Origin of the sequence: Caulobacter segnis ATCC 21756 (assembly GCF_000092285.1) — a bacterium.
In the GTDB taxonomy this organism is placed as follows: domain Bacteria; phylum Pseudomonadota; class Alphaproteobacteria; order Caulobacterales; family Caulobacteraceae; genus Caulobacter; species Caulobacter segnis.
Genome location: NC_014100.1, coordinates 3120495 through 3142361 on the forward strand (window position 1 = coordinate 3120495; position 21867 = coordinate 3142361).

A 21867-nucleotide genomic window follows, 5' to 3' on the forward strand; every position below is an offset into this window, starting at 1 on the left:
GCGACGTCGGTCAGCGGCTCCAGTAGCGATAGCGATAGGCGGGCTCGAAGCCCTCGTCGGCGTACAGGGCGATGGCGGCGGCGTTGTCCGATTCGACCTGAAGCCAGGCGCGCTCGGCGCCTCTTTGGCGCGCTTCGGCCAGCAAGGCCCGCAGCACCCGCCTCGCCAAGCCCTTGCGGCGATGAGTCGGGACGGTGCGCATGCCGAAGACTCCCGCGAAGCCGCCGCCGAGGGCCGCAACGCCGATCGCGGCGGGCGCGCCGTCCACGTCCAGCCTGGCGAAACAGGCCGGCGGCGGAATCCGTCCCAAGGCTTCGATCCGCTCGCGTCCATCCTCGGGATCCCCCGCCGAGGCGGTGAACACCGCCTCGAAGGTCGCATCCGGCGTGGAGAAGATGCGCACCGAGAGGTCGCCCTCCCCGCGCGCGGGACCGGTCATCACCAAGGTGTCCTTGCTCGCATGGTAGCCGCGCTCGGCGAGTCGGTCGGCGAGATCAGCCGGCGCGAACACACCGTCGGTCAGCTTGAAGCGCGAGGGCAGGCCCCGTGCGGCGTACCAGGCCTCGACGGCCGCAACGGCGTCATCCGGGTCGCGATCGGGCGCTGTCAGCGGCCAGCAGGCGTTGATGCGCATGGAGTGGCCGGACGAAGCGTTCAACCGCCAACCGCCCAACCTTTCCCGCTCTCGCGCCGGCCAGGCGTCGTCGGCCAGCGGCTCCAGGACCGCAGGATCGATCACTTCTCGGCCAGAAGCTTCTCAACCAGACCGCGGACCTCAGGCGCCGACCAGTCGGCGGGGCCCGCCAGCCGGGCGCGTTCGCGCCCCTGGCGGTCGTAGATCACCGTGGTCGGATAGCCCGCGGCGCGGGGCTGCAGGTCGAAGGACAGCTTGTAGGAAGGGTCACGGTAGGTGACGAGCGGTGGGTTGGCGGCCATCTCGGCCTTGACGAGATTGAGGTCGCTGTCGCGGTCCACGCTGATGGGCAGCACGGTCACGGGCTGCGTGGCGTAGGCCGCCTGCAGCTTCGCCAGGGTCGGCATCTCGGCCTTGCACGGCGCGCACCAGGTGGCCCACAGATTCATGACGACCACGCGGCCCTTGAAGTCGGCCAAGGTGGCCGGCTTGCCGTCCAGGCTGGTGAACACGGTGGCTGGCGCCGGCCGCGGGGTTTCGGGCACGTCCAGCTTTTCCAGCGTCCCCTTCTTGAATTCTGTGAGGTTGGCGGGACCATGGGGTTTGAACGAAGCGGTGACGATGACGTATAGAACCGCCGCCACGCCAACGAGGATGACGCCCGCAAGCGCCAGCCTCAGAGGGCTGCGCTTCGCAGCGCCCGGCTCGTTCTGACCCGACTGGACTTCGCTCATATGACCGACCACGCCTCCGATACGCCCAAGGCCGACAAAGGCCAGGGCCAAGCCATGTGGGGCGGTCGCTTTTCGGCCAAGCCCGCCGAGCTGATGCAGGCGATCAACGTCTCCATCGGCTTCGACAAGCGCCTATGGGCGCAGGACCTGGCAGGCTCGCGCGCCCACGCCCGGATGTTGATCAGCCAAGGTGTGATTGCAAGCGCCGATGGCGAGGAAATCCTGAAAGGCCTCGACGCCATCGAAGGCGAGATCGCCGCGGGGGCCTTCCCGTTCCGCGACGAGTACGAAGACATCCACATGAATATCGAGGCGCGGCTGCGCGAGCTGATCGGCCCGACGGCCGGCCGCTTGCACACCGCCCGCTCGCGCAACGACCAGGTGGCGGTTGACTTCCGCCTGTGGGTCCGCGACGCCTGCGATCGTACGGTCGGTCAGTTGGAAGCCCTCCAGAAGGCCCTGCTGGCTCAGGCCGAGGCCTATGCCGACGCCCTGATGCCCGGCTTCACCCACCTGCAGCCCGCCCAGCCCGTGACCTTCGGCCATCACCTGATGGCCTATGTCGAGATGTTCGGCCGCGACGCCGGCCGTTTCCGCGACGCCCGGGCCCGGATGAACGAGTGCCCGCTGGGCGCGGCGGCTCTGGCCGGCTCGCCCTTCCCGATCGATCGCCATCAGACGGCGGCGAGCCTGGGTTTCGACCGCCCGACCGCAAATTCGCTGGACAGCGTCTCGTCGCGCGACTTCGCCCTGGAGGCCCTGTCGGCCGCCTCGATCACCGCCACGCACCTGTCGCGCCTGGCCGAGGAGATCGTGCTGTGGACGACGCCGATGTTCGGCTTCATCAAGCTGACGGACGCCTTCACGACCGGCAGCTCGATCATGCCGCAGAAGAAGAACCCCGACGCGGCCGAGCTGATCCGCGCCAAAGTCGGGCGCATCCTGGGCTCGCTGACCACCCTGACCGTGGTCATGAAGGGCCTGCCGCTGGCCTATTCGAAGGATATGCAAGAGGACAAGGTCCCGACCTTCGAGGCCTTCGACGCCCTGGAGCTGGCCCTGCTGGCCATGGCCGGCATGGTCGCCGACCTGACCCCGAACACCGAGAACATGGCCAAGGCGGCCGGCGCGGGCTTCTCGACCGCCACGGACCTGGCCGATTGGCTGGTGCGAACGCTGAACATGCCTTTCCGCGACGCGCACCACGTGACAGGTTCGGCCGTGAAGACCGCCGAAGGTCTTGGCGTCGATCTGGCCGATCTTACCTTGGAGCAGTTCCAGGCGATCGAGCCCCGGATCACCCAGGACGTCTACGCGGTCCTGACCCCGGCCGCCTCGGCGGCCAGCCGCATGAGCTATGGCGGGACCGCCCCCGCCCAGGTCCGCGCCCAGATCGCGCGTTGGAAGGAAGTTCTGGCATGACGTTTGGTCGCCCCCTCACCGTTCTGACGCTGGCGGCCCTGGCCGTCACGGTCGCCGCCTGTGGCAAGCAAGGCGCCCTCGAGCGTCCCGCCCCGCTATGGGATCCGGCCAAGAAGGCGGCCTGGGAAGCCGAGCGCCGCGCGGCCTCGGCCCAAGCCAACCAGCCGGCCCGCGCCGGCGGCACGCAGGAGATCCGCGACCCGGCCTCCAGCAACCGCACCATCCGCGCCGCGCCGCTGCCCGGTACGAACGATCCGTTTGGCGGCCCGTCCGCCGCCGGCTTCCCCGGCGCCACGCCCAACTAGGACCTCGCGTTGAACCACTTCGAATACGGCCCGGAGGGCCTGGCCTGCGAGGGCGTCCCCCTGGCCAAGATCGCGGCCGAGGTCGGCACGCCGGTCTATGTCTATTCCCGCGCCACGCTGGAGCGGCATTTCACGGTCTTCCGCGACGCCCTGGCCCTGGCAGGCGTCGTCGACCCGCTGATCGCCTACGCGGTGAAGGCCAATTCCAACGTGGCGGTGCTGAAGGTGCTGGGCGACCTGGGCGCGGGGGCCGATACGGTCTCCGAGGGCGAGATCCGCCGCGCCCTGGCGGCCGGCATCCCCGGCGAGCGGATCGTCTTCTCGGGCGTCGGCAAGACCCGCCGCGAGATCGCCTTCGCCCTGACCACGGGCGTGGCCGAGATCAATGTCGAGTCCGAGCCCGAGCTCGATTTGATCGCGCAGGTCGCCGCCGAACTGGGCGTGAAGGCCAAGGTCGCCTTCCGCGTCAATCCCGACGTCGCCGCAGGCGGCCACGCCAAGATCGCGACCGGCAAGTCCGAGAACAAGTTCGGCGTCTCGTTCGCCGAAGCCGCGCGCCTCTACGCCAACGCCAGCAATAATTCGAGCCTCGAGCCCGTCGGCGTGGCCTGCCATATCGGCAGCCAGATCACCGATCTGGAACCCATGCGCGCCGCCTTCACGAAGATGCGGGGCCTCGTAGAGCAGTTGCTTGGCGAAGGCCTGTCTGTCGAGCGCCTGGATCTGGGCGGCGGCCTGGGTGTCCCCTACTTCAACAGCCCCGAGCCTCCCTCCCCCGCCGCGTTCGCCGCCATGGTCGGCGAGGTCACCCAAGGCCTCCCCGTCACCCTGGCCTTCGAGCCGGGCCGCGTGATCGCCGCCAACGCCGGCGTGCTGGTCAGCGAGGTCGTGCACGTCCACGAGCGCCCGGAGGGCCGGAAGTTCCTGGTCATCGACGCGGCCATGAACGACCTGATCCGGCCGGCGATGTACGACGCCTTCCACGACATCCGCCCCGTGATCCAGCGTGGCGGCGAGACCGTCTACGATGTCGTCGGTCCGGTCTGCGAGACCGGCGACACCTTCACCCGCGACCGCGCCCTGCCGCCGTTCACGACGGGTGACCTGGTGGCCTTCATGTCGGCGGGCGCGTACGGCGCGGCCATGGCCAGCGAATACAACACCCGCCCGCTCGTCCCCGAGGTGCTGGTGGACGGCGACCGCTACGCCGTGATCCGCAAGCGTCCGACCTATGAGGAAATCCTGGCCCGCGATCTGGTCCCGGACTGGGTTTAAGTAGTCGTACGGACAAAATGTCTCTCTGATCGTCACGCTAGATTAACCGCGATCACCGACCTTCGACCTGGTTTGGGGCGTGGAGTGTCTTTGGTGAGCAGCTTCATAGAGTTCGACAGTATCGAGGCTCAACGAAAAGTGGGCGGGCATCTGGTGCTCGTCTGCATCGCGGCCCTGGTGCTGATCACCCCCGCGGCCAGCCTGTTCACGGGCGGCAAGTCGACCCTGGCGCTGGCCGGGGGGTCGGTTCTGCTCGCCGCGATCGGCTGGGGCGGCTGGGCGATCTGGCGCGACAACGCCGCCCAACGCATCTCGACCGCCGTCACCCTGATGGGTCAGGTGAGCCTGTTCGTCGCCGCCTTCGCGGGCCACGCCCTGCAACCCGAAGCCCGGATGGCCTATCTCGCCGCCCTGGCCCTTATGGTGGCCTATGGCGACTGGCGGGCCGTCGCCGTGGCCGCAGGCACGATCATCGCCATCGAGATCGCCGGCGCCCTGTTCGCTCCCAATCTGCTGATGACCGGCGAGATCACGTTCCTCCGTGTCGCGCTCAGCGCCGGCGTCACCCTGGCCACCGCCTGGTCGCTGATCTGGCTGACCGCCAGCGTCTCGCGCCTGTTCGTCACCGTCACCGCCCGCACCGACAAGGCCCTGGACGCCGCCGCGCGCGCCGACGCCGCCAACGCCGACGCCGAAGCCCAGCGCGCGGCCCGCGACGCCGCCAACGCCGAGCAGGCCCGTCAGAAGGCCGCGCTGGAAGCCGAACAGACCCAAGTCGTCGAAGAACTGGCCGAAGCCCTGGCGCACCTGTCGCGCGGCGACCTGACCTGGCGCCTGACCAAGAGTTTCGCGGACCGCTACGAGCCCCTGCGCGCCGACTTCAATGAGGCGCTCAGCCGCCTGCAGGCCGCCATGCGCGAAATCGCCGGCAACGCCGCCAGCATGACCGCCGGCGTCGCCGACATGTCGCGCGCCTCGGACGAGTTGGCCCGCCGCACCGAGCATCAGGCCGCCAGCCTGGTGCAGACGACCGCCGCCCTCGGCGAGATCACCGTCGCCGTCCAGAACACCGCCGAAAGCGCCAATCAGGCCAACGCCGCCGCCGCCGCCGCGCGCCAGGAGGCCGAGCGCTCGGACCCCGTGGTCAGCGAGGCCGTCGAGGCCATGACCCAGATCGAGACCTCGTCGGGCCAGATCGGCAAGATCATCGGGGTCATCGACGAGATCGCCTTCCAGACCAACCTCCTGGCCCTGAACGCCGGGGTCGAGGCCGCCCGCGCGGGTGAAGCCGGCCGTGGCTTCGCGGTCGTCGCCCAGGAAGTCCGGGCCCTGGCCCAGCGCTCCGCCGACGCCGCCAAGGAGATCAAGGACCTGATCAACGTCTCCGGCGATCAGGTCAGCGCCGGCGTCGAGCGCGTGGGCCGCACGCGCGAAGCGCTGCAGCGGATCATCGCCCGCGTCGCCGAGATCAACACTCAGGTCAACGCCATCGCCGCCTCGGCGCGCAACCAGGCCGAGGGCCTGGGCGAGGTCAACAGCACCATGGGCGAGATGGACCGCGTGGTGCAGCAGAACGCGGCCATGGTCGAAGAGACCACCGCCGCCGCCCATGCCCTGCGCAACGAGGCGCAGGAGTTGGCCCAGCGGGTCGACATGTTCGAGATCGGCCGCGAGACGCGAACCCAGGCCGAGCAGCGCGCGGCCTGAGGCGGCCGCGCTCTAGAGCCCTAGTCCATCGCGCCGATGTAAGGCAGGCCGCGGCTCTTGCCCTCGTCGTCGAGGCCGTAGCCCACCAGGTAGCGCGCGGGCGCCTCCCAGGCCACGAAGTCGGGCTCCATGCCGCGCGAGGTCGGCCAGGGCTTGCGGGCGAAGACGGCGGTCAGCACTTCGCTGGCGCCGGCGTCCTTCACCAGCCGTGCGGCTTCGGACAGCGACAGACCGGTGTCGAAGACATCGTCGACGACCAGAGCCCGACGGCCGACCAGCGGACGCTGCAGGTCCGCGCGGACCTCGCACCGACCCGAGCTCTTGCGCTCGTCGTGATACGACGCCAGCCACAGCGCGTCGAAACGCACGTCGCGGCCGGCCTTATAGAGCGCCCGGGTCAGATCGGCGGCGAACCAGAGGCCGCCGGTGAGCAGGCAGACGACCACGGTGTCGTCGTCGATGCGCGGCGCGATCGCTTCGGCCAGCGCCTTCACCCGTTCGGCGATCTCGGCTTCCGAGATCAGGACTTCGGGTTTCTTGGAGTCATTCATGGTGAGCGGGTTCGTGAGAGGCTGTAGGGACGGTTTTGTCCCCGCTCTCATGTCCCGGGGGGGCATGTCCAGCCGCTTCTGACGCCGCGGACGTCTCCTGCGCCCCACGCAGGGCGACATCGGGCTTCTCTTCATGCCCCGCGGCGGCCTTATCATGGCCGTTTGACGGGTGGATCGGGGCCTTCACGCCGCCCTCTTCGCTCTCGAACCCGATCTGCAGATCCTTGGCGGTGCTGGGAGGATCCATGAACGTGATCGAGAAGTGGCGGACCTCGCCGGGCGGGATCTTGGCGTCATGAGCCGCCGCCAGTTGGCCGGAGACGCGCTTGCCCTGGCCGTTCAGCAGCTCGACCCGGAGCGCCGGCGCCGCCACCGCGTGCTCGGTGATGTTGCGGATAGCGCCCGTGACGGTGACGGCGGCGTGGCCATCCTTCATCAGCGGCTGGGCCTTGATGCTGCCGCGGTCGATCACGAGGCCCACGGTGTTCACCGGCAAGCCCACGGCCGCGTAGGCCCCGGCCGTCCCTGGCAGGATCCGGACGATGTCGATGCGGAAGATCAAGGCGCCGATCACCAGCGCTGCCATCACGGCCGCCATGCCGGCCCAGATGATCCCCGTGACGGTGGCCTCGCGCAGCCGCCGCTCGGCGTCGGCGCGGGCGCGGAACACCTTTGGCAACTCCTCGCCCGGCAGAGCGCTGACCGGCGGTTCCTCGGCCGCCTCGGGCTGAGGCGGTTCTTCAGCGGAAGCCGTCGCGACGTCCGCGGCCCCTCGGCTCGCGAGGCTGGGATTTTCGGGGTCTTCGAAGAGGTCGGTCGCGTCCTCGTTACGCGCGGTCCAGCGATGGCCGCAGGCCGCGCAGCGCACGACCCGGCCTTCCGGACCGACCTTGGAGTCGTCCACGAAATAGCGGCTGGCGCACTCCGGACAGGTCAGTATCATGGCCGCGAATCGAACGATCCCCACACGCTCTTACGGGGTCGCCCATTTTAACCCTGATGTCCAGAAAGCCCAGTGACGCGCCTTGCGGATCGACACAGAACAGGGCGATGACGCCCTACCGGTGGTCCGCTTCGAAGGCGTCTCCATGCGCTACGGTCGGGCGCCGGAAACCCTCAAGGATATCAGCTTCTCCCTCCGTCAGGGCTCGTTCCATTTCCTGACCGGAGCGTCCGGCGCGGGCAAGAGTTCGCTGCTCAAACTGATCTATCTGGCCCACCGTGCGTCACGAGGACGCGTGGAGCTTTTCGGCCGCGACATCAGTCTGCTGCACGCCCAGGATCTGCCCTTTGTGCGACGCCGGATCGGCGTGGTCTTCCAGGAGTTCCGGCTGCTGGATCACCTGTCGGTGTTCGACAACGCGGCCCTGCCGCTGCGCATCCTCAAGCGCAAGCCCGCCACCTATCGCGAGGACGTCGCCGAACTGCTGACTTGGGTCGGTCTGGGCGATCGCATGCACGCCCTGCCCGCGACCTTGTCCGGCGGCGAGAAGCAGCGCCTGGCCATCGCGCGCGCCGTGGTGGATCGCCCCGATATCCTGCTGGCGGACGAACCGACGGGCAATGTCGACCCCGCCATGTCGCTGCGCCTGCTGCGCCTGTTCGTCGAGCTGAACCGCCTGGGCACCACGGTGCTGATCGCCACCCACGACGAGGACATGGTGGCGCGCGCCGGCAGGCCCGCCCTGCGTCTGCACGACGGTCGCCTGCTGGGCGCGGAGGCCACGCCGTGACCGCGCTGTTCGACGTCTCGCGCTGGCGCCCCGGACCGCTGTTGCCGCCGCGCGACGCGCGGGATGGCGCGCTGGTGTTCGTCGTGGCCGTGCTGTGTTTCCTGGCGGTCCTCACGGCCTTGGCCGCCCTGGCCGCCAACCGCGCCGCCCACGGCTGGACATCGCAGTTGACGGGGTCGGCCACCGTCGTGGTGCGAGCCCGCGCCGGCGAGACCCCCGACAGCGCCGCCGCCCGCGCCGCCGAGACCCTCGCGGGCGTTCGCGGCGTGGTGGAGGCCCAGGCCTTGACCCGCGAAAAGGCCGAGGCCCTCCTGGAGCCGTGGATCGGCAAGGACGCGTTGGTCGAGGACCTGCCGACGCCGCGCCTCGTGACCCTGGACCTGGATCCCAAGGCCCCGCCCACCGCTCAGACCCTGGACAAGGCCCTCCGATCGGCAGGCGTGGACGCCACGATCGACGACCACAGCCGCTGGATCGCCGATATCGAGCGCGCCGCCGACATGGCGCGCCTGGCGGCGCTCGGCGTCTTCACCCTGATCGCGGCGGCCGCCGCGGCGGTGATCGCGTTCGCCACCCGAGCGGGCCTGGCCGCGCGCCGTGACGTCATCGAAGTCTTGCACTTTTCCGGGGCCGAGCGCGGATTCATCGCCGGTCTGTTCCAGGGGCGTTTCGCCGCCATGGGTGCGCTAGCCGGCTTGCTGGGCGGCGCGGGCGCGGCCGGAGTCGGCGCGCTTCTGCGCTATTTCGGCGGCGGCGCGGGCCTCGCGCCTGTTCTGCCCCTGGCCTGGATGGACCTGCTGGCGGCCGCCCCCGCGCCCGTCGTGGCGGCGTTGATCGCCGGCGTCTCCGCACGGCTGGCCGCATCGCGGATCGTGGGGGAGATGGCGTGAAGTCCCTGGCCGCCTTGCTGATCGCCCTGATGATCTGGGGACTGGGTCTGGTGGCGTTCACCGGACGCGTGGACCTTTCCACGCCCGCGCCAGAGCCGCCCGAGGCGGACGGGGTCGTCGCCCTGACCGGCGCTTCGAGCCTTCGCCTGGAAGCCGCCACCCGGTTGCTCGAGGAGGGCAAGGGTAAGCGGCTGCTCATCTCGGGCGTCAACCGCGAGACCACCCGCGCCGACGTGCAGAGCGTGACGAAGGCCGTCAAACCGATCTACGATTGCTGCGTGGACCTCGGGTTCACGGCCGCCAACACCGTCGGCAATGCGCTGGAGACCGCCGAATGGGCGCGATCGAAGGGCTATAAGAGCCTGATCGTGGTCACCGCCGACTATCACATGCCCCGCTCGATGCTGGAGCTCAGCGCCGCGATGCCGGGCGTAAAGCTCTTCCCCTATCCGGTGAAGACGGACCTCAACGCGCATCGGTGGTGGAAAACCAGCATCAGCGCGCGGCGCATGATCGTGGAATATTGTAAGTATCTGGCCATCCTGGGACGCGAGGCGTTCCTGGGCCTTGGCCCCAAGACCAAACCCGCCCCCGAGGCGAAGGACGTTCCTTGATCTATCTGCGCTCGTTTCTTTTCCAGCTGTTCTTCTGGCTGTGGTCGGCGACGATGGCGATCTTGATGCTCGCCACCCTTCCCCTGCCGCGCGCGGCCAATCGCGTCAGCATGGCTGTGTGGTCCAGAGGCCTGATGCTCGGGCTGCGCTGGCTGGCGGGCATTCGCATCGAGATCCGCGGCCGCGAGAACGTGCCGACCGGGGCGGCTATCGTCGCCGCCAAGCATCAGTCGATGTTCGACGTCTTCAGCCAGTTCGCCATCCTGCCGGACGCCTGCTTCGTCATGAAGAAGGAGCTCTTGATGGTGCCGCTGTTCGGCTGGCACGGGCAGAAGGCCAAGATGATCGTCGTCGATCGCGACGGCCACTCGGCGGCGCTCAAGAAGCTCGTCCGCGACGCCGTCGATCGCATGAAGCACACGCGCCAGGTCGTGATCTTCCCGGAAGGCACGCGGGGCGACGTCGGCCAGCCCGGCGACTACAAGCCCGGGATCGCGGCGCTCTATCGCGAACTGGACATGCCGGTCACGCCGCTGGCCCTCAACTGCGGCAGCCACTGGGACAAGGGCTTCCTGCGCAAGCCGGGGACCATCGTGTTCCACTATCTTGAGCCGATCCCCGCGGGCTTGAAGCGCGCCGAGTTCATGCGCGAGTTGCAGACCCGCATCGACACGGCGACCAAGGCGCTTGAGGACGAGGGGATTTAGCCTCCCACCGGCTCCAACGCCTCGACCAGCTTCAAGAGCCTCTCCATGGCGTGGTCGCGCACGCCATCGTCGCGCAGATGCGAGACGAGATCGCTGAGGTAGTCGACGTTGCGTCCCGAAAGTCCTTGCGCGCCGGCGATCAGTTTCGCCTGCTGCTCCAGCGTCAGATCGCCAGCCCACTGGGCGTGCTGTCGGTCCGACAGGAAGACCAGCGCCGGAACCTTGGCGGCGCTGTCCAGTTTCACATCGCGCCATGTTTCGAAATAGGTCTCGGTCGGCTGCTCGCGTTCGCGCAGATAGGCGTAGACGTCTTCCCATTCAGAGGCCGCGACGCGATAGGCCATGCCGCGCACCGCGCCGCCGGGCGCCAGGCCCAGAACCAGGCCCGGCCGCTCATACGTGCCACGATGATGGACCGAATAGATGCAGAACGCGCGGCGCCGCCCGTGGAGCACGGCCGTTCTTCGGTCTATGAACGGGAACCCGGGCGCCGCCACATCAGCGATCCGTAACCGAACACCCAGCGATCTTCGCCGCCGCCTGCCAAACCCATAGCCATTCCCGACTGGACGCGCCTTTCATGACCCATAGCGACGCCGCCCCGTCTCGCAAAGCCCACCGCGGGCGCCTCTTCGCGCCTTTCATCCTCGCCGCCCTCGTCGCGGGCGGTTGGAGCTATGGCTGGTTCTGGCTGCGCGGTCAGGCCGAGCAGCGGATGGACGCCGAAGCGGCCGACCTGAAATCGCGCGGCTACGACCTGTCCTGGAGCAGCCGCACCTTTCACGGCTTCCCCTTCCGGATGAACGTCGACCTGGCCGACGCCCGCGTCGCCGAGCCCACCGGCTGGGCGGTCCGCGCGCCGGTGCTGAAGGGCGAAGCCGCCATCTTCGACGTCACCCACTGGGTGCTGGTCGCGCCTCAAGGCGTGGTGCTGACCCGGCCTGAAGCCGGCGACGTGACCATCACCGGCCAGGCGCTGCGGGCCAGCATCTCGCACATCAAGGAATACCCGCCGCGCATCTCGGTCGAAGGCGCGGGCCTGACCTTCACGCCGGCGGCCGGCGCCAAGCCGTTCCAGCTGGTCTCGGCGGACGGCATGCAACTGCACCTGCGCGCCGGTCCCGACGACCAGGGCGCGATCCTGTTTAAGGCCGACGGCGCCAAGACCGCCTTCACCGGCCTGCTGGGCCGCATCGCCCAGGACAAGACCGCCTCGATGGTGCTCGAAACCCGTCTGTCCCATGTCTCGGCGCTGCGTGGACGCAACTGGGAAGCGGCGGTGAAGGGCTGGAGCGCCGCGGGCGGCCAGATCACCTTCCAGCAGAGCCAGATCCTGGCCGGCGACGCCGAGGGCAAGGCCAAGTCCGGCGTTCTTTCCGTCGATTCCGAGGGACGTCTCATCGGTGACCTCGAAGTCGCCATCACGGAACGGGTCGACCTTTCCAAGCCGATCCGCACGCCCGAGCAGGCCCTGGCCGCGGCCGCCCAGGCCATGGGACGCGAGCCGGTCATCGAGGCCAGCCTGCATTTCCGCGAGGGCCGCAGCTTCCTGGGCGTCCTCGACACCGGTCCCGCGCCGACGGTCTACTGATCGAGCAACGATCACCCAAAACGCAATTTTCTTCCCGTGTAGGCTGGCTATTGCGTGTTCGGCGGCAAAGACTATGGTCCGCCCTCCAATTTCGGGGAAGAACATGGGCAGCGACGCGACGGACGCCACGCCGTCTCTCGAAGAGGTCCGATGGCGGCTCGACGCCATCGACGGTGAACTGCTGAAGCTGCTCGACGAGCGCGCCAGCCTGGCCGGCGCGGTCGCCGCCGCCAAGCGGGCCTCGGGCGACACCGGTTTTGGCCTGCGCCCCGGCCGCGAGGCCCAGATCGTCCGCAAGCTGCTCGACGCCCCCCGCAGGGGCGCTTCCGACGCCCTGGTCATCCGCATCTGGCGCGAGATCATGGCCGACAACCTGGCGCGCCAGGGCCCGTACCAACTGGGCGTCTTCGGCGGCCGCGAGCCCGCACGCACGGTCGAGCTGGCCCGCCTCCGCTTCGGAACCGCGCCGCGCCTGTCTCTCGTCGCGACGCCCCAGGACGCCTTGGCCGTCGCCCGGGCCCCGTGGGGCGTCGCCGTTCTGCCGCTGGCCAGCGACACGCCCTGGTGGGGGCGCCTGCTGGCCGAGCCGAAGCTGAAGGTGTTCGCCGCCCTGCCCTGCCTGGCCGGCTGGGGACCGCAAGCCGCGCTCGCCATCGCCGAGGTGGAGGTCGAGCCGACCGGCGGCGACCAGACCTTCTGGGTCAGCGACTCGCCCAAGAGCGCGGCCGCCGTCGTCGAGGCCCTCGGCCAGGACGGGGTCGCCGCCGAACTGATCGCCGAGGCCGGCGGCCTCAAGCTGTTTTCGCTGTCCGGCTTCTTCCAGGCGGACGACGAGCGGCTGGCCCGCGCGCCTGGCCAACTGACCGGCGTCATCGGGGCTGCGCCCGAGCAGTTCGACGTGTAAGAAGCGGCCGCCGTACATCTGAACCGTACGGAGCCTGAGTAGTCCGATGACCGCCTCCGCAGCCGACCGCTTCGCCGCGCCTCGCCCCGTCCCCAAGGCCGGGATCCTCGACATCCACGCCTATGTCGGCGGCAAGTCGAAGGTCGAAGGCGTCGCGCATCCGGTGAAGCTGTCGAGCAACGAGAACATCCTGGGCAGCAGCGACAAGGCCAAGGCGGCCTATCGCGACGCGGTCGACCGCCTGCACATCTATCCGGACGGCAAGGCCAATATCCTGCGCGCGGCGGTGGCCGAGCGTTTCAAGCTCGAACCCGAGCGCCTGACCTTCGGCGACGGCAGCGACGAGATCTTCGCCCTGCTGTGCCAGGTCTATCTCGAGCCCGGCGACAACATCGTCCAGGGCGAGCACGGCTTCGCCGCCTACGCCATCGGCGCCCGCGCCTGCCAGGCCGAGGTGCGGATGGCCAAGGAGATCAACCACCGCATCGACGTCGACGAGGTGGCCAAGTGCGTCGACGAGCGCACGCGCCTCGTCTTCATCGCCAATCCGGCCAATCCGACCGGCACCTGGCTGACGGGCGAGGAGATCCGCGCCCTGCACGCGGCCCTGCCGCCGTCGGTGCTCCTCGTCCTGGACGGCGCCTATGCTGAGTTCTGTAGCGATCCGCGTTTCGAGGACGGCCTCGACCTGGCCCGTACCGCCGAGAACGTGATCGTCACGCGCACCTTCTCGAAGCTGCACGGCCTGGCGGCCCTGCGTGTCGGCTGGGGCTACGCGCCCAGCCACATCATCGAACCGATCGACCGTATCCGCCCGCCGTTCAACACTTCGATCCCCGCCCAGGAGGCGGCGGTCGCGGCGCTGTTCGACGACGACTTCCAGGCCCGCTCCCTGGCCCTGGTCGAGCAATGGCGCCCGTGGCTGACCCAGCAGTTGGGCGGCCTGGGCCTCGAGGTGACGCCGTCGGCCGCCAACTTCGTGCTGGCGACCTTCCCGACCACGCCGGGCAAGACGGCGCTGGAGGCTGAGGCCTTCCTGGCGTCGAAGGGTTATCTGGTCCGCGCGGTCGCCAACTACGGCCTGCCGAACGCGATCCGGATCACCATCGGCCTGGAAGAGCAGAACCGCGCCGTCGTCGACCTCCTCGCCCAGTTCATGGGTCGATAGATGTCGCAGCCGGGTATCCTCTATCCCAAGATGACCGTGATCGGCGCGGGCCTGATCGGCGGGTCGATCATTCGCGCCGCGCGTGAGCACGGCGTCGTCGGCGAGATCACCGTGGCCGACGCCAGCGAGGCGCATCGGGTTCGCGTCGTCGAACTGGGCGTCGCCGAACACGTCACCGGCGACATCGCCGAGGCGGTCAAGGACGCCGACCTCGTGGTCCTCGCCACGCCGGTGCTGTCGATCCCCGACCTCGCCGCCCAGGTGATCCCGGCCATGAAGCCGGGCGCGACCCTGACCGACGTCGGCTCGACCAAGGGCAATGTCGCCGAGGCGTTCCGCGCCCAGGACTGCTCGAAGATCCACGCCATCCCCGGCCACCCGATCGCGGGCACCGAGCAGTCGGGCCCCGACGCGGGCTTTTCCGAGCTGTTCGAGAACCGCTGGACGATCCTGACGCCGCTGGAAAACGACGACGAGGCCTACGCCGCCGCCGTCGCACGCCTGTCGACCTTCTGGCGCGCCTTCGGGGCCCAGGTCGAGCTGATGGACGAGAAGCACCACGACCTGGTGCTGGCCGTCGTCTCGCACCTGCCCCACCTGATCGCCTACACGATCGTCGGCAGCGCGGCGGACCTGGAGAACGTCACCGAGAACGAGGTCATCAAGTACTCGGCCTCGGGCTTCCGCGACTTCACTCGCATCGCCGCCAGCGACCCGACCATGTGGCGCGACATCTTCGTGGCCAACAAGGACGCGGTGCTGGAGATGCTGGGCCGCTTCACCGAGGACCTGCAGGCCATGAGCCGCGCGATCCGCTGGGGCGACGCCGACACCCTGCACACCCACTTCACCCGCACCCGCGCCATCCGCCGCGGCATCGTGGCGGCGGGCCAGGAAAGCGCCGAGCCAAACTTCGGACGGGACCGGGGCAAGCACTGACATCGGCGCGGGGGCTCCGCTTCACGCGATCGCTCGCTGAAGGGATGGAAAGGGACGCGGAGCGCCGGACATCCGTCCGGAGTATGGATAGTGAATACCGTTTCGACGAAGCCCGACGCTCCGCGCGACCGTTATCCGCCAGCGTCCCGTCAGGTGGCCCTGTTTGGGCCTTACCGGGACCTGGGCCTCCCGTTTCCGAGAGTCCCAGCGGTCGGAGAGGACGGGCTTTCAGCCAGACACGCCCTTTTGCCTCCAACCACGCCGACGGCGGGCGGGTGAGCCCAGCAAGCTCAGCCCCGGACCGTTCGAGTATCCCCCTCGAACCTGTCCCCGCTCGATCGCCCCCCGTCGCCGCAAATGGTCGCTGGCCATGCGCCCTTTCCTCGCGACGAGGTGGGTAAAGCATAAGGGCGGTTTCAACGCGGATGATGGAGCGGGGTGTAAAAGTGGGAAGTCGTTGATTTTGTTGGCCCCTGTCTCGGCTATGCCGAGCGTCCAGCGCGACGGACGCCCGTTCCGCCCCTCGCGCAACCCGCCCGATCTCGCCCCAATCTCGAAACACCGCCGTAACAATCCGAGCCCATGCAAAGCGCTCAGGGACATTCCCCCCGGAAGGAAACACCCTCCATGCGCCGCATGCTTCTCGCCGCGCTCGCGACCTGCGCCACGGTCACCGCGAGCGCCGCCCTCGCCCAGGACGGCCCGCCGCCCGGAATGCCGCCGATGCCCGCCCCCGAGGACATCTTCAAGCGCTGGGACGCCAACGCCGACGGCGCGGTGGACCTGAAGGAATGGACCGGCGCCGGCCGTCCCGAAGACCGCTTCGCGATGATCGACGCCAACAAGGACGGTAAGATCAGCCTCGACGAACTGAAGGCCGCCTTCGAGAAGATGCGCCAACGCCGAATGCAGCAGGGCGATGGCCCGCCCCCAGGGCCGCCGCCGGAAGGCCCGCCGCCTCAGGGCAACTGAGCGCCCCGCGCCAAATTCAGAACGCCGCTTGGCCCTCGGCCAGGCGGCGTTTCTTTTGCGCCTTCTTCGCGAGCAGGTCGCCGCCGAACCGGCGGCGCGAGGTACCCGAAATGAGGCGAAGACCGCCGCAATTTGACGTCGCGCCAGAGGCCGCGCCCGACGGATGCACTAGGCTGCGAGATCCTCGTCCGCAGAGTCTGGTGAGTGCAAGTGCATGGTTTCCAATGTGTTTGCCATTTCGCGCGTCGCTTTGTCGCGAGACGGCCGCGATGACTTGCCCCACCGCCGGATGCATAAGCTTCAGCAACCTCAGTCGTGACCCCTAAGGCAGACATGACTCTGGCGCGAGGACGTCCAAGCATCCGCGACAACCCTTTGACCATGGCCCTTGTCCGGCAGGCGTCGCGCAACAGTGTTGCGACGATGGGCGTCCAGGCGGCCGCCGCCATCGGCGTCACCCTGGCGACCCAACCGGCCGAGCGGCCGATCTACTGGGTGTGGCTGGCGGCGACCTTGGCCGTGCTGGCCGCGCGCGTCGTCGTGGACCGCATGCTCGCCGCCGCGCTGAAAGGCGGCCCGTTCGCTCGGCGATTGGACCAGATCGTCGTCGCCTTCTCCGCCGGACTGCTCATCAGCGCCGCCTTGTGGGCCGTGCTGGCTTGGCTGCGCTTTCCTCTCGACAGCCAGCACACCCGTTTCGTGATCATCGTCGTGCTATCGGCCTTGGCGGGCGGCGCCACCGGCGTTCTGTCGCCGCTGAAGCTGACCGGGCGGATCTACATCTCGTTGATCCTGCTCCCCGCGTCCGTGGCGCTGCTGCTGGGTCCCGATCGGGCGCTGGGCCTGCTGGGCGTCGCGTTCTGGCTGGTGATGCTGACGGGCCATCGCAACAACCACGCCCTGCTGGTCGACTCCATCCAGCTGCGCGACCAGAATCGAGACCTCGTCGAGGCCCTGGCCCGCCGCAGCCGCGACCTGAACAGCCTCAATCAGGACCTCGAAGCGCGGGTCGCCCTCCGGACCCGACAACTCCAGGACGCCACCGAACGGGCCCAAAGCGCCAACGAAGCCAAGTCGCGCTTCCTGGCGACGGTCAGCCACGAGATGCGCACGCCGCTGAACGCCATTCTCGGACTCGGGCAGATCCTGGCCCGCTCGGCGCTCAACAAGAAGCAGCGCGAGCAGGTGCTCGAAATGAAGGGCGCGGCCCGGCGGCTGCGCATGATGATCGACGATGTGCTGGACCTCTGCCAGTTGGACGACGGCGAGCTGGAACTGAAGCCCCGTCCGTTCCATCTCACCGCCCTGGCGCAATCGCTCGACAACCTCCATCGGCCGACGGCCGAGGTTCGCGGCCTGCGCCTGACCATGCAGCTCGAGCCCGGCCTGGGAGAGGCGCGGCTGGGCGATGTCGACCGCCTGCGCCAGGTGATCAGCGTGCTGATCGACAACGCGCTGAAGTTCACCCAGGAAGGCGGCGTCGATTGCCGCATCCACGGCGCGGGCGACGATCTTCGGATCGAGGTCAGCGACACGGGCGACGGCGTCGCGGCTGAGAAGATGGCGGTGATCTTCGAGCACTTCAGCCAGATCGACGACTCGACCAAACGCGCGGCGGGCGGCATCGGTCTGGGCTTGGCGCTCTGTCAGGGCCTGGTCGCCAAGATGGGCGGCGACATGTCGGCCTCCTCGCAGCCCGGCCAGGGCTCGACCTTCACCCTGCGCATTCCCTGCCCGGCGATCGCCGAGGCGCCGCCACGACTCGCCCGCGTCTCGCACGCCGACGACGAAGAGGACCACCCCACCCTGCTGGTCGTCGACGACAACGCCATGAACCGCGAGATCATCGCCGCCCTGGTCGAGCCCTTCGGCATCGCCTGCGGCTTCGCCTCCGACGGTCGCGAGGCGGTCGAGGCCTGGCGGCGCCAGCCCTGGGACGCGATCTTCATGGATGTCCACATGCCCGTGATGGATGGCGTCGAGGCCACGCGCGCCATCCGCCAGGAGGAAGGGCGCCTGGGCCGTCGGCGCGTCCCGATCGTGGCGGTCACGGCCAGCCTGCTGGAACAGGAGACCGCGGGCTATCACGCCGCCGGCATGGACGATGTCCTGCCCAAGCCCATCGAAGTCACCGCCCTGGCCGAAATGCTGGCCCGCTGCGTGGGCGCTGGCGAGGCGCCGGAAGCCGAGACCAACGCCTAGCGGCCCCTCGCCCCGGAAAATCAGATCGCGCCGACGCTTGAGTGCGATGGCGAGCCGGGCTAAACGGTTCGTCCCTTTGGCGGGCGTAGTTCAGAGGTAGAACGTCAGCTTCCCAAGCTGAATGTCGGGGGTTCGATTCCCCCCGCCCGCTCCAAGCTCCTCTGCCTCGCGTTGACGGTCGGCGGCTTCGGGCGCACGATCACCTCAAACAGACGTTTGGGGAGAAACGCCATGGCCGACGGCGCGGTCGATCCGCACGCCCATGATCGGGCCAAGTTCCACGCCATGGTCGACGGCACGGCCGAAGACTGGGCGATCATCGCCAACGCGTCGATGGAGTTCGGTCGCGATCTGCCCCAGCGACTGATCGCGCACCTGAACCTGCTGAAAGGCGACTGCGGCGGCTTCGCCATCGATCGGCTGGAGCACAGCCTGCAGACCGCCACCCGCGCGCATCAGGCCGGCGAGGACGAGGAATATGTCGTCTGCGCGCTGCTCCACGACATCGGCGACATCCTGGGCCCGCGCAATCACGCCGACATCGCCGCGGCGATCCTCCAGCCGTTCGTGTCGGAGCGGAACCACTGGATGGTGGCGCATCACGCCATCTTCCAGGGCTACTACTTCTTCCATCACCTGGGTCTGGACCGGAACCTGCGCGACCAGTTCCGCGGCCATCCGGACTTCGAATACACGGCCAAGTTCTGCCACGTGTACGACCAGGAAGCCTTCGACCCCAGCTTCGAGTCGATGCCCCTGGAGGCGTTCGAGCCGATGCTGGGGCGGGTGATGAGCGTCCCGAAGCGGTCGATCTACATGCCGGCTCGAGCGGCGGAATAGGCGGCCTCCCCGCCGCTACGGGGAGGCCTTCAAGTCCTACTCGATCCGTTCGGCCTTGATCCCCAGCTTGGCCAGTTGAGCCTGGACGCTGTCGGGGCCCACGAGGTGGCCCGAGCCGACGGCGACGAAGCTGACGCCTGAACCGGCGAGCTTGGTCTTCAGCTGGCTGGCCCAATCCTGGTTGCGCTTGACGAGCAGCAGCTCATAGAGCTCGGGGTAGTCGCCCTTCATCTCGGTGACGAATTGCTTCTCCAGTTCGGCGACGTCGCCGGCGGCCCAGGCGGCCACCATCGTGTCGATCTTGGCGACGCCTTCGTCCACGTCGTCCAGCGTCGCGCGCAGGAAGTCGGCCTCGGTCTTGGCCGGCAGATCGGCGAAGAAGCGGATCTGCTGCTCGGGCGTCTCCAGCGCGTTCTTGGCCTTGCCGGTCTCGGCGGCGGATTTCGCCAGCACCTGCTCGACGCCGCTGCGAGGGTCGTAGCCCGCCTTGATCACCGGCGCCATCGACAGCGAGATCGCCGCCAGCCACGGACGCATGGCCTCCAGGGCCTGGGGCGGAACGCCGCCGCCCTGAGCCAGTTCGGCCGCGTGCTTGAAGGCCTCGGGCCCGATCTTGCTGGACAGGGGTTTGGCCGGATCCAGACCATACTTCAGGATCAGCGGCTGCATCACCGCGGGGTCGTCCGCCCCGACAATCTCGAGAGTTAGTTCGCCGCTGTTCTTGAAGGCCTGGTCGATCTTGGCCGAACGCCACTGGGTGTCAGGCTTGAGGACGTGGATCGTGCCGAACAGATAGATCGTCGAGTCCTTGTCCTTGATCGCCCACAAGGCGGGTTCTGCGAAGGCCGGTCCGGCGACCGCGACGGCCAGGGCCGAGATCATGCCCGTCCAGAGACGGCGGGCGGAGCGATTGAGGTCGCGAAGCATGGAAACTCCTAGGGTTCTGACTTGAGGGTTGAAGGCGGCGGCCTTGATGGCAAGAGCCGATCCGGGAAACGGCTATTTCAGGAAGACCTCGACCGCGTCGGCGAAGGCCTTCGGCTGGTCCAGCATGATGAAGTGACGGCTGTCGTCGACGCGCTTAAGGGCGACGGCCGGCAGGCCGGCATAGGCGTCGGCGTAGATCTTCTCGATCATCGTCACCGGCGCGCCCATCGCTGGGTCGAAGGGGTAGAGCAAGGTCGTGGGCGCCTTGACGCCGGCGAGGCCCGAGCGGGCGTCGGTGGTCAGCAGGTCGTACATCGCGCGGCCGACGACCGACTGCGACGAGGCTTTCGACCAGGCCAGCATCAGCGCCTGACCTTCCGGCGACTTGACGTAGCGTGGGGCGGCCATGGCTTGCTGGCTGGCGAAATTCTCGGCGCTCATGGCGACCGTGGCGTCGCGCATCGCGGCGGCTTGCGGCCTCACGCTTTCAGGCGTCGCCGTCCGCGAGAACAGCAGCGAAAAGAAAGGCAGGCTGTCGACGATCATCAGGCGGCCTACGTCCTCGGGATGGCGCTGGGCCAACAGCAGGCCGGTGAAACCGCCCATCGAGTGGCCGATGATCGCCGGCGCCTTCAGCTGGTTGGCCTTGATGTAGGCGTCGACCGCCTCGACCAGCGGCTCGACCACCGGCCCCTCGGCGTTGCCGCCGACCGGAGCGCCCGCAAAGCCGGCGACCTGCACGACGTGGACGCGATGCGATGTCGAGAGCTGCTTGACCGTCGCGTCCCAGACTTCGGCGGACGAGGCCAGGCCCGGGATCAGAACGACGTCGGGGCCCTTGCCCGTGACGGTGACAGTCATCCGGTCGGCCGCGTGGGCGCCGCCGCTGAAGACGCCGATGGCGGTCAGGACGGCCATGACGACGGCGAACAGATGAGCCCGAGGCATCAACTTGCGCATGGTGTTCTCCTTGGAGAGAGGCGCGCGAAAGGGTTCGGCGACGAGGCGCCAGTGAAAGCCGGACGAGGCGATCGGCCTCGTGGAAGATCGGGAGGAAAGGCGGGCCTAGACGGCCAAGCCGCGACGCCAGCTGATGAGACTGTTCACCAGGAGGTAGACCGCCATCATGACGCTGACGGCGTCCCAAAGCGTGAGCGGCGCGACCAGTCCGAGCTTCTCCGCCGCCGCCCACAGGAAGAGCGCGCCCTGCAGGATGAAGAAGCTGACGGCGGCCACCTCGCCCAGCGCCCGGCGCAAAAGCTCGTCGGCCCGCGCCCAGATCGAGAGGTTCAGGGCGGTCTGAAGCAGGAACAGCGCAACGAGAGCGATCATCGCGGCCGAGGCGATCACCGTCGGAACCGGATCGAGCCGCGCTGGAACCAGCACCGGCGTCGCGAACATGACGCCCGCCAGAGCCAGGACGGCGCCGCTCTGAGCGTAGAAGGACGCCTGCGCGCCTGTGGCGGGGCGTTGTTCGTCCGGATTGATCTGCTGGCCCAGCATCCGACGGCTGGTGCTGACAGCCAGCGTCACCAGGCCGATGAGCAGCATCAGCGCGGCGAGGAACAGGGCCAGGCTATCCGACCACCCCAGCTTCGGCACGACGAACACGCCGGCCTTTTCGAAGTTGGCGATCGACCAGCCGACCGCGTACCCCAGGGGGGCTCCAACGCTCAGGCTAATGAGGACGCGTCGGGTGCGGGTGGGGATCTTGGTGAGCTTCGACGTCAGTGACATGACGAATTCCTCGGA

22 protein-coding genes, 1 tRNA gene and 3 pseudogenes are annotated in these 21867 nt (G+C 68.7%); 18 read left to right on the forward strand and 8 right to left on the reverse strand.

Going from position 1 to position 21867, the window contains the following annotated elements:
• Nucleotides 1-10: 10 nt before the first annotated feature.
• Nucleotides 11-739 (reverse strand): GNAT family N-acetyltransferase, encoded by a 729-nt coding sequence (locus CSEG_RS14330; RefSeq protein ID WP_013079959.1) that lies wholly within the window; start codon nucleotides 737-739, stop codon nucleotides 11-13.
• A complete protein-coding gene (locus CSEG_RS14335) occupies nucleotides 736-1368 on the reverse strand; it encodes a TlpA family protein disulfide reductase (protein WP_013079960.1) in 633 nt (210 codons plus the stop codon). The genes CSEG_RS14330 and CSEG_RS14335 overlap by 4 nt, the downstream gene beginning before the upstream one ends.
• Between CSEG_RS14335 and argH the strand changes: the two genes are divergently transcribed.
• The 4 genes from argH (at nucleotide 1369) to CSEG_RS14355 (ending at nucleotide 6077) form a co-directional block, all read left to right on the forward strand.
• Entirely contained in the window at nucleotides 1369-2790 is a 1422-nt protein-coding gene (gene argH / locus CSEG_RS14340; protein ID WP_013079961.1) for an argininosuccinate lyase, read from the forward strand.
• A complete protein-coding gene (locus CSEG_RS14345) occupies nucleotides 2787-3095 on the forward strand; it encodes a hypothetical protein (RefSeq protein WP_013079962.1) in 309 nt (102 codons plus the stop codon). The genes argH and CSEG_RS14345 overlap by 4 nt, the downstream gene beginning before the upstream one ends.
• 9 nt (nucleotides 3096-3104) lie before the next feature.
• A complete protein-coding gene (gene lysA / locus CSEG_RS14350) occupies nucleotides 3105-4370 on the forward strand; it encodes a diaminopimelate decarboxylase (protein WP_013079963.1) in 1266 nt (421 codons plus the stop codon).
• Nucleotides 4371-4463: 93 nt separating this feature from the next.
• Nucleotides 4464-6077, forward strand: coding sequence for a methyl-accepting chemotaxis protein (locus CSEG_RS14355; protein WP_013079964.1), 1614 nt, complete (start codon nucleotides 4464-4466; stop codon nucleotides 6075-6077).
• A 20-nt stretch (nucleotides 6078-6097) separates the two neighbouring features.
• Here the strand turns inward: CSEG_RS14355 and CSEG_RS14360 are convergent, their stop codons facing one another.
• Nucleotides 6098-6679, reverse strand: coding sequence for a phosphoribosyltransferase (locus CSEG_RS14360; RefSeq protein WP_167535134.1), 582 nt, complete (start codon nucleotides 6677-6679; stop codon nucleotides 6098-6100).
• Entirely contained in the window at nucleotides 6621-7571 is a 951-nt protein-coding gene (locus CSEG_RS14365) for an MJ0042-type zinc finger domain-containing protein (protein WP_013079966.1), read from the reverse strand. The genes CSEG_RS14360 and CSEG_RS14365 overlap by 59 nt, the downstream gene beginning before the upstream one ends.
• A gap of 82 nt (nucleotides 7572-7653) precedes the next feature.
• Between CSEG_RS14365 and ftsE the strand changes: the two genes are divergently transcribed.
• Genes ftsE through CSEG_RS14385 form a run of 4 tightly spaced genes read left to right on the forward strand, consistent with a single transcriptional unit; the run spans nucleotide 7654 to nucleotide 10572 of the window.
• A complete protein-coding gene (gene ftsE, locus CSEG_RS14370) occupies nucleotides 7654-8361 on the forward strand; it encodes a cell division ATP-binding protein FtsE (RefSeq protein ID WP_167535136.1) in 708 nt (235 codons plus the stop codon).
• Nucleotides 8358-9251 carry a cell division protein FtsX gene (locus CSEG_RS14375; RefSeq protein ID WP_013079968.1) on the forward strand — a complete coding sequence of 298 codons (894 nt, stop codon included), beginning with the start codon at nucleotides 8358-8360 and terminating at the stop codon, nucleotides 9249-9251. The genes ftsE and CSEG_RS14375 overlap by 4 nt, the downstream gene beginning before the upstream one ends.
• Nucleotides 9248-9865, forward strand: a complete 618-nt coding sequence (locus tag CSEG_RS14380; RefSeq protein ID WP_013079969.1) for a YdcF family protein — start codon at nucleotides 9248-9250, stop codon at nucleotides 9863-9865. Before CSEG_RS14375 ends, CSEG_RS14380 begins: the two co-directional genes overlap by 4 nt.
• Nucleotides 9862-10572, forward strand: a complete 711-nt coding sequence (locus CSEG_RS14385) for a lysophospholipid acyltransferase family protein (protein WP_013079970.1) — start codon at nucleotides 9862-9864, stop codon at nucleotides 10570-10572. Before CSEG_RS14380 ends, CSEG_RS14385 begins: the two co-directional genes overlap by 4 nt.
• Here the strand turns inward: CSEG_RS14385 and CSEG_RS14390 are convergent.
• Nucleotides 10569-11125 (reverse strand): annotated as a pseudogene (locus tag CSEG_RS14390) (gamma-glutamylcyclotransferase). The gene CSEG_RS14385 and the pseudogene CSEG_RS14390 overlap by 4 nt on opposite strands.
• Before the next feature lie 27 nt (nucleotides 11126-11152).
• Here CSEG_RS14390 and CSEG_RS14395 point away from each other — a divergent pair.
• The 10 genes and pseudogenes from CSEG_RS14395 (at nucleotide 11153) to CSEG_RS14430 (ending at nucleotide 19188) form a co-directional block, all read left to right on the forward strand.
• Nucleotides 11153-12163 carry a DUF2125 domain-containing protein gene (locus CSEG_RS14395; protein WP_013079971.1) on the forward strand — a complete coding sequence of 337 codons (1011 nt, stop codon included), beginning with the start codon at nucleotides 11153-11155 and terminating at the stop codon, nucleotides 12161-12163.
• A 103-nt stretch (nucleotides 12164-12266) separates the two neighbouring features.
• Nucleotides 12267-13067 (forward strand): chorismate mutase, encoded by an 801-nt coding sequence (locus CSEG_RS14400; protein ID WP_013079972.1) that lies wholly within the window; start codon nucleotides 12267-12269, stop codon nucleotides 13065-13067.
• Between the two features lie 46 nt (nucleotides 13068-13113).
• Nucleotides 13114-14235 (forward strand): histidinol-phosphate transaminase, encoded by a 1122-nt coding sequence (gene hisC / locus CSEG_RS14405; protein WP_013079973.1) that lies wholly within the window; start codon nucleotides 13114-13116, stop codon nucleotides 14233-14235.
• Nucleotides 14236-15174 (forward strand): prephenate/arogenate dehydrogenase family protein, encoded by a 939-nt coding sequence (locus tag CSEG_RS14410; protein ID WP_013079974.1) that lies wholly within the window; start codon nucleotides 14236-14238, stop codon nucleotides 15172-15174.
• Nucleotides 15175-15194: 20 nt separating this feature from the next.
• Nucleotides 15195-15362: pseudogene (locus tag CSEG_RS23780) on the forward strand (hypothetical protein); the annotation flags it as partial.
• A 66-nt stretch (nucleotides 15363-15428) separates the two neighbouring features.
• Nucleotides 15429-15582 (forward strand): annotated as a pseudogene (locus CSEG_RS23785) (hypothetical protein); the annotation flags it as partial.
• 219 nt (nucleotides 15583-15801) lie between these two features.
• A complete protein-coding gene (locus CSEG_RS14415; protein WP_013079975.1) occupies nucleotides 15802-16146 on the forward strand; it encodes an EF-hand domain-containing protein in 345 nt (114 codons plus the stop codon).
• 381 nt (nucleotides 16147-16527) lie between these two features.
• A complete protein-coding gene (locus tag CSEG_RS14420; protein WP_227878929.1) occupies nucleotides 16528-18348 on the forward strand; it encodes an ATP-binding protein in 1821 nt (606 codons plus the stop codon).
• Between the two features lie 79 nt (nucleotides 18349-18427).
• Nucleotides 18428-18502 (forward strand) — tRNA-Gly (locus CSEG_RS14425).
• Nucleotides 18503-18579: 77 nt separating this feature from the next.
• Entirely contained in the window at nucleotides 18580-19188 is a 609-nt protein-coding gene (locus CSEG_RS14430; protein WP_013079977.1) for an HD domain-containing protein, read from the forward strand.
• 36 nt (nucleotides 19189-19224) lie between these two features.
• Here the strand turns inward: CSEG_RS14430 and CSEG_RS14435 are convergent, their stop codons facing one another.
• The 3 genes from CSEG_RS14435 to CSEG_RS14445 all read right to left on the reverse strand — a co-directional run bounded on the left by CSEG_RS14435 (nucleotide 19225) and on the right by CSEG_RS14445 (nucleotide 21852).
• Complete coding sequence (locus CSEG_RS14435) at nucleotides 19225-20115, reverse strand: TraB/GumN family protein (protein WP_013079978.1); 891 nt, start codon at nucleotides 20113-20115, stop codon at nucleotides 19225-19227.
• 72 nt (nucleotides 20116-20187) lie between these two features.
• Complete coding sequence (locus tag CSEG_RS14440) at nucleotides 20188-21075, reverse strand: alpha/beta fold hydrolase (RefSeq protein ID WP_013079979.1); 888 nt, start codon at nucleotides 21073-21075, stop codon at nucleotides 20188-20190.
• A 105-nt stretch (nucleotides 21076-21180) separates the two neighbouring features.
• Entirely contained in the window at nucleotides 21181-21852 is a 672-nt protein-coding gene (locus CSEG_RS14445) for a hypothetical protein (protein ID WP_013079980.1), read from the reverse strand.
• Nucleotides 21853-21867 lie beyond the last annotated feature (15 nt).

Excerpts from the sequence above, each read along its gene's own strand:
- CSEG_RS14335 (WP_013079960.1), bottom strand. The coding sequence starts at position 1,368 with ATGAGCGAAGTCCAGTCGGGTCAGAACGAGCCGGGCGCTGCGAAGCGC.
- argH (WP_013079961.1), top strand. The coding sequence starts at position 1,369 with ATGACCGACCACGCCTCCGATACGCCCAAGGCCGACAAAGGCCAGGGC.
- CSEG_RS14345 (WP_013079962.1), top strand. The coding sequence starts at position 2,787 with ATGACGTTTGGTCGCCCCCTCACCGTTCTGACGCTGGCGGCCCTGGCC.
- CSEG_RS14360 (WP_167535134.1), bottom strand. The coding sequence starts at position 6,679 with ATGAGAGCGGGGACAAAACCGTCCCTACAGCCTCTCACGAACCCGCTC.
- CSEG_RS14365 (WP_013079966.1), bottom strand. The coding sequence starts at position 7,571 with ATGATACTGACCTGTCCGGAGTGCGCCAGCCGCTATTTCGTGGACGAC.
- CSEG_RS14395 (WP_013079971.1), top strand. The coding sequence starts at position 11,153 with ATGACCCATAGCGACGCCGCCCCGTCTCGCAAAGCCCACCGCGGGCGC.
- CSEG_RS14400 (WP_013079972.1), top strand. The coding sequence starts at position 12,267 with ATGGGCAGCGACGCGACGGACGCCACGCCGTCTCTCGAAGAGGTCCGA.
- hisC (WP_013079973.1), top strand. The coding sequence starts at position 13,114 with ATGACCGCCTCCGCAGCCGACCGCTTCGCCGCGCCTCGCCCCGTCCCC.
- CSEG_RS14410 (WP_013079974.1), top strand. The coding sequence starts at position 14,236 with ATGTCGCAGCCGGGTATCCTCTATCCCAAGATGACCGTGATCGGCGCG.
- CSEG_RS14415 (WP_013079975.1), top strand. The coding sequence starts at position 15,802 with ATGCGCCGCATGCTTCTCGCCGCGCTCGCGACCTGCGCCACGGTCACC.
- CSEG_RS14420 (WP_227878929.1), top strand. The coding sequence starts at position 16,528 with ATGGCCCTTGTCCGGCAGGCGTCGCGCAACAGTGTTGCGACGATGGGC.
- CSEG_RS14430 (WP_013079977.1), top strand. The coding sequence starts at position 18,580 with ATGGCCGACGGCGCGGTCGATCCGCACGCCCATGATCGGGCCAAGTTC.
- CSEG_RS14435 (WP_013079978.1), bottom strand. The coding sequence starts at position 20,115 with ATGCTTCGCGACCTCAATCGCTCCGCCCGCCGTCTCTGGACGGGCATG.
- CSEG_RS14440 (WP_013079979.1), bottom strand. The coding sequence starts at position 21,075 with ATGCGCAAGTTGATGCCTCGGGCTCATCTGTTCGCCGTCGTCATGGCC.
- CSEG_RS14445 (WP_013079980.1), bottom strand. The coding sequence starts at position 21,852 with ATGTCACTGACGTCGAAGCTCACCAAGATCCCCACCCGCACCCGACGC.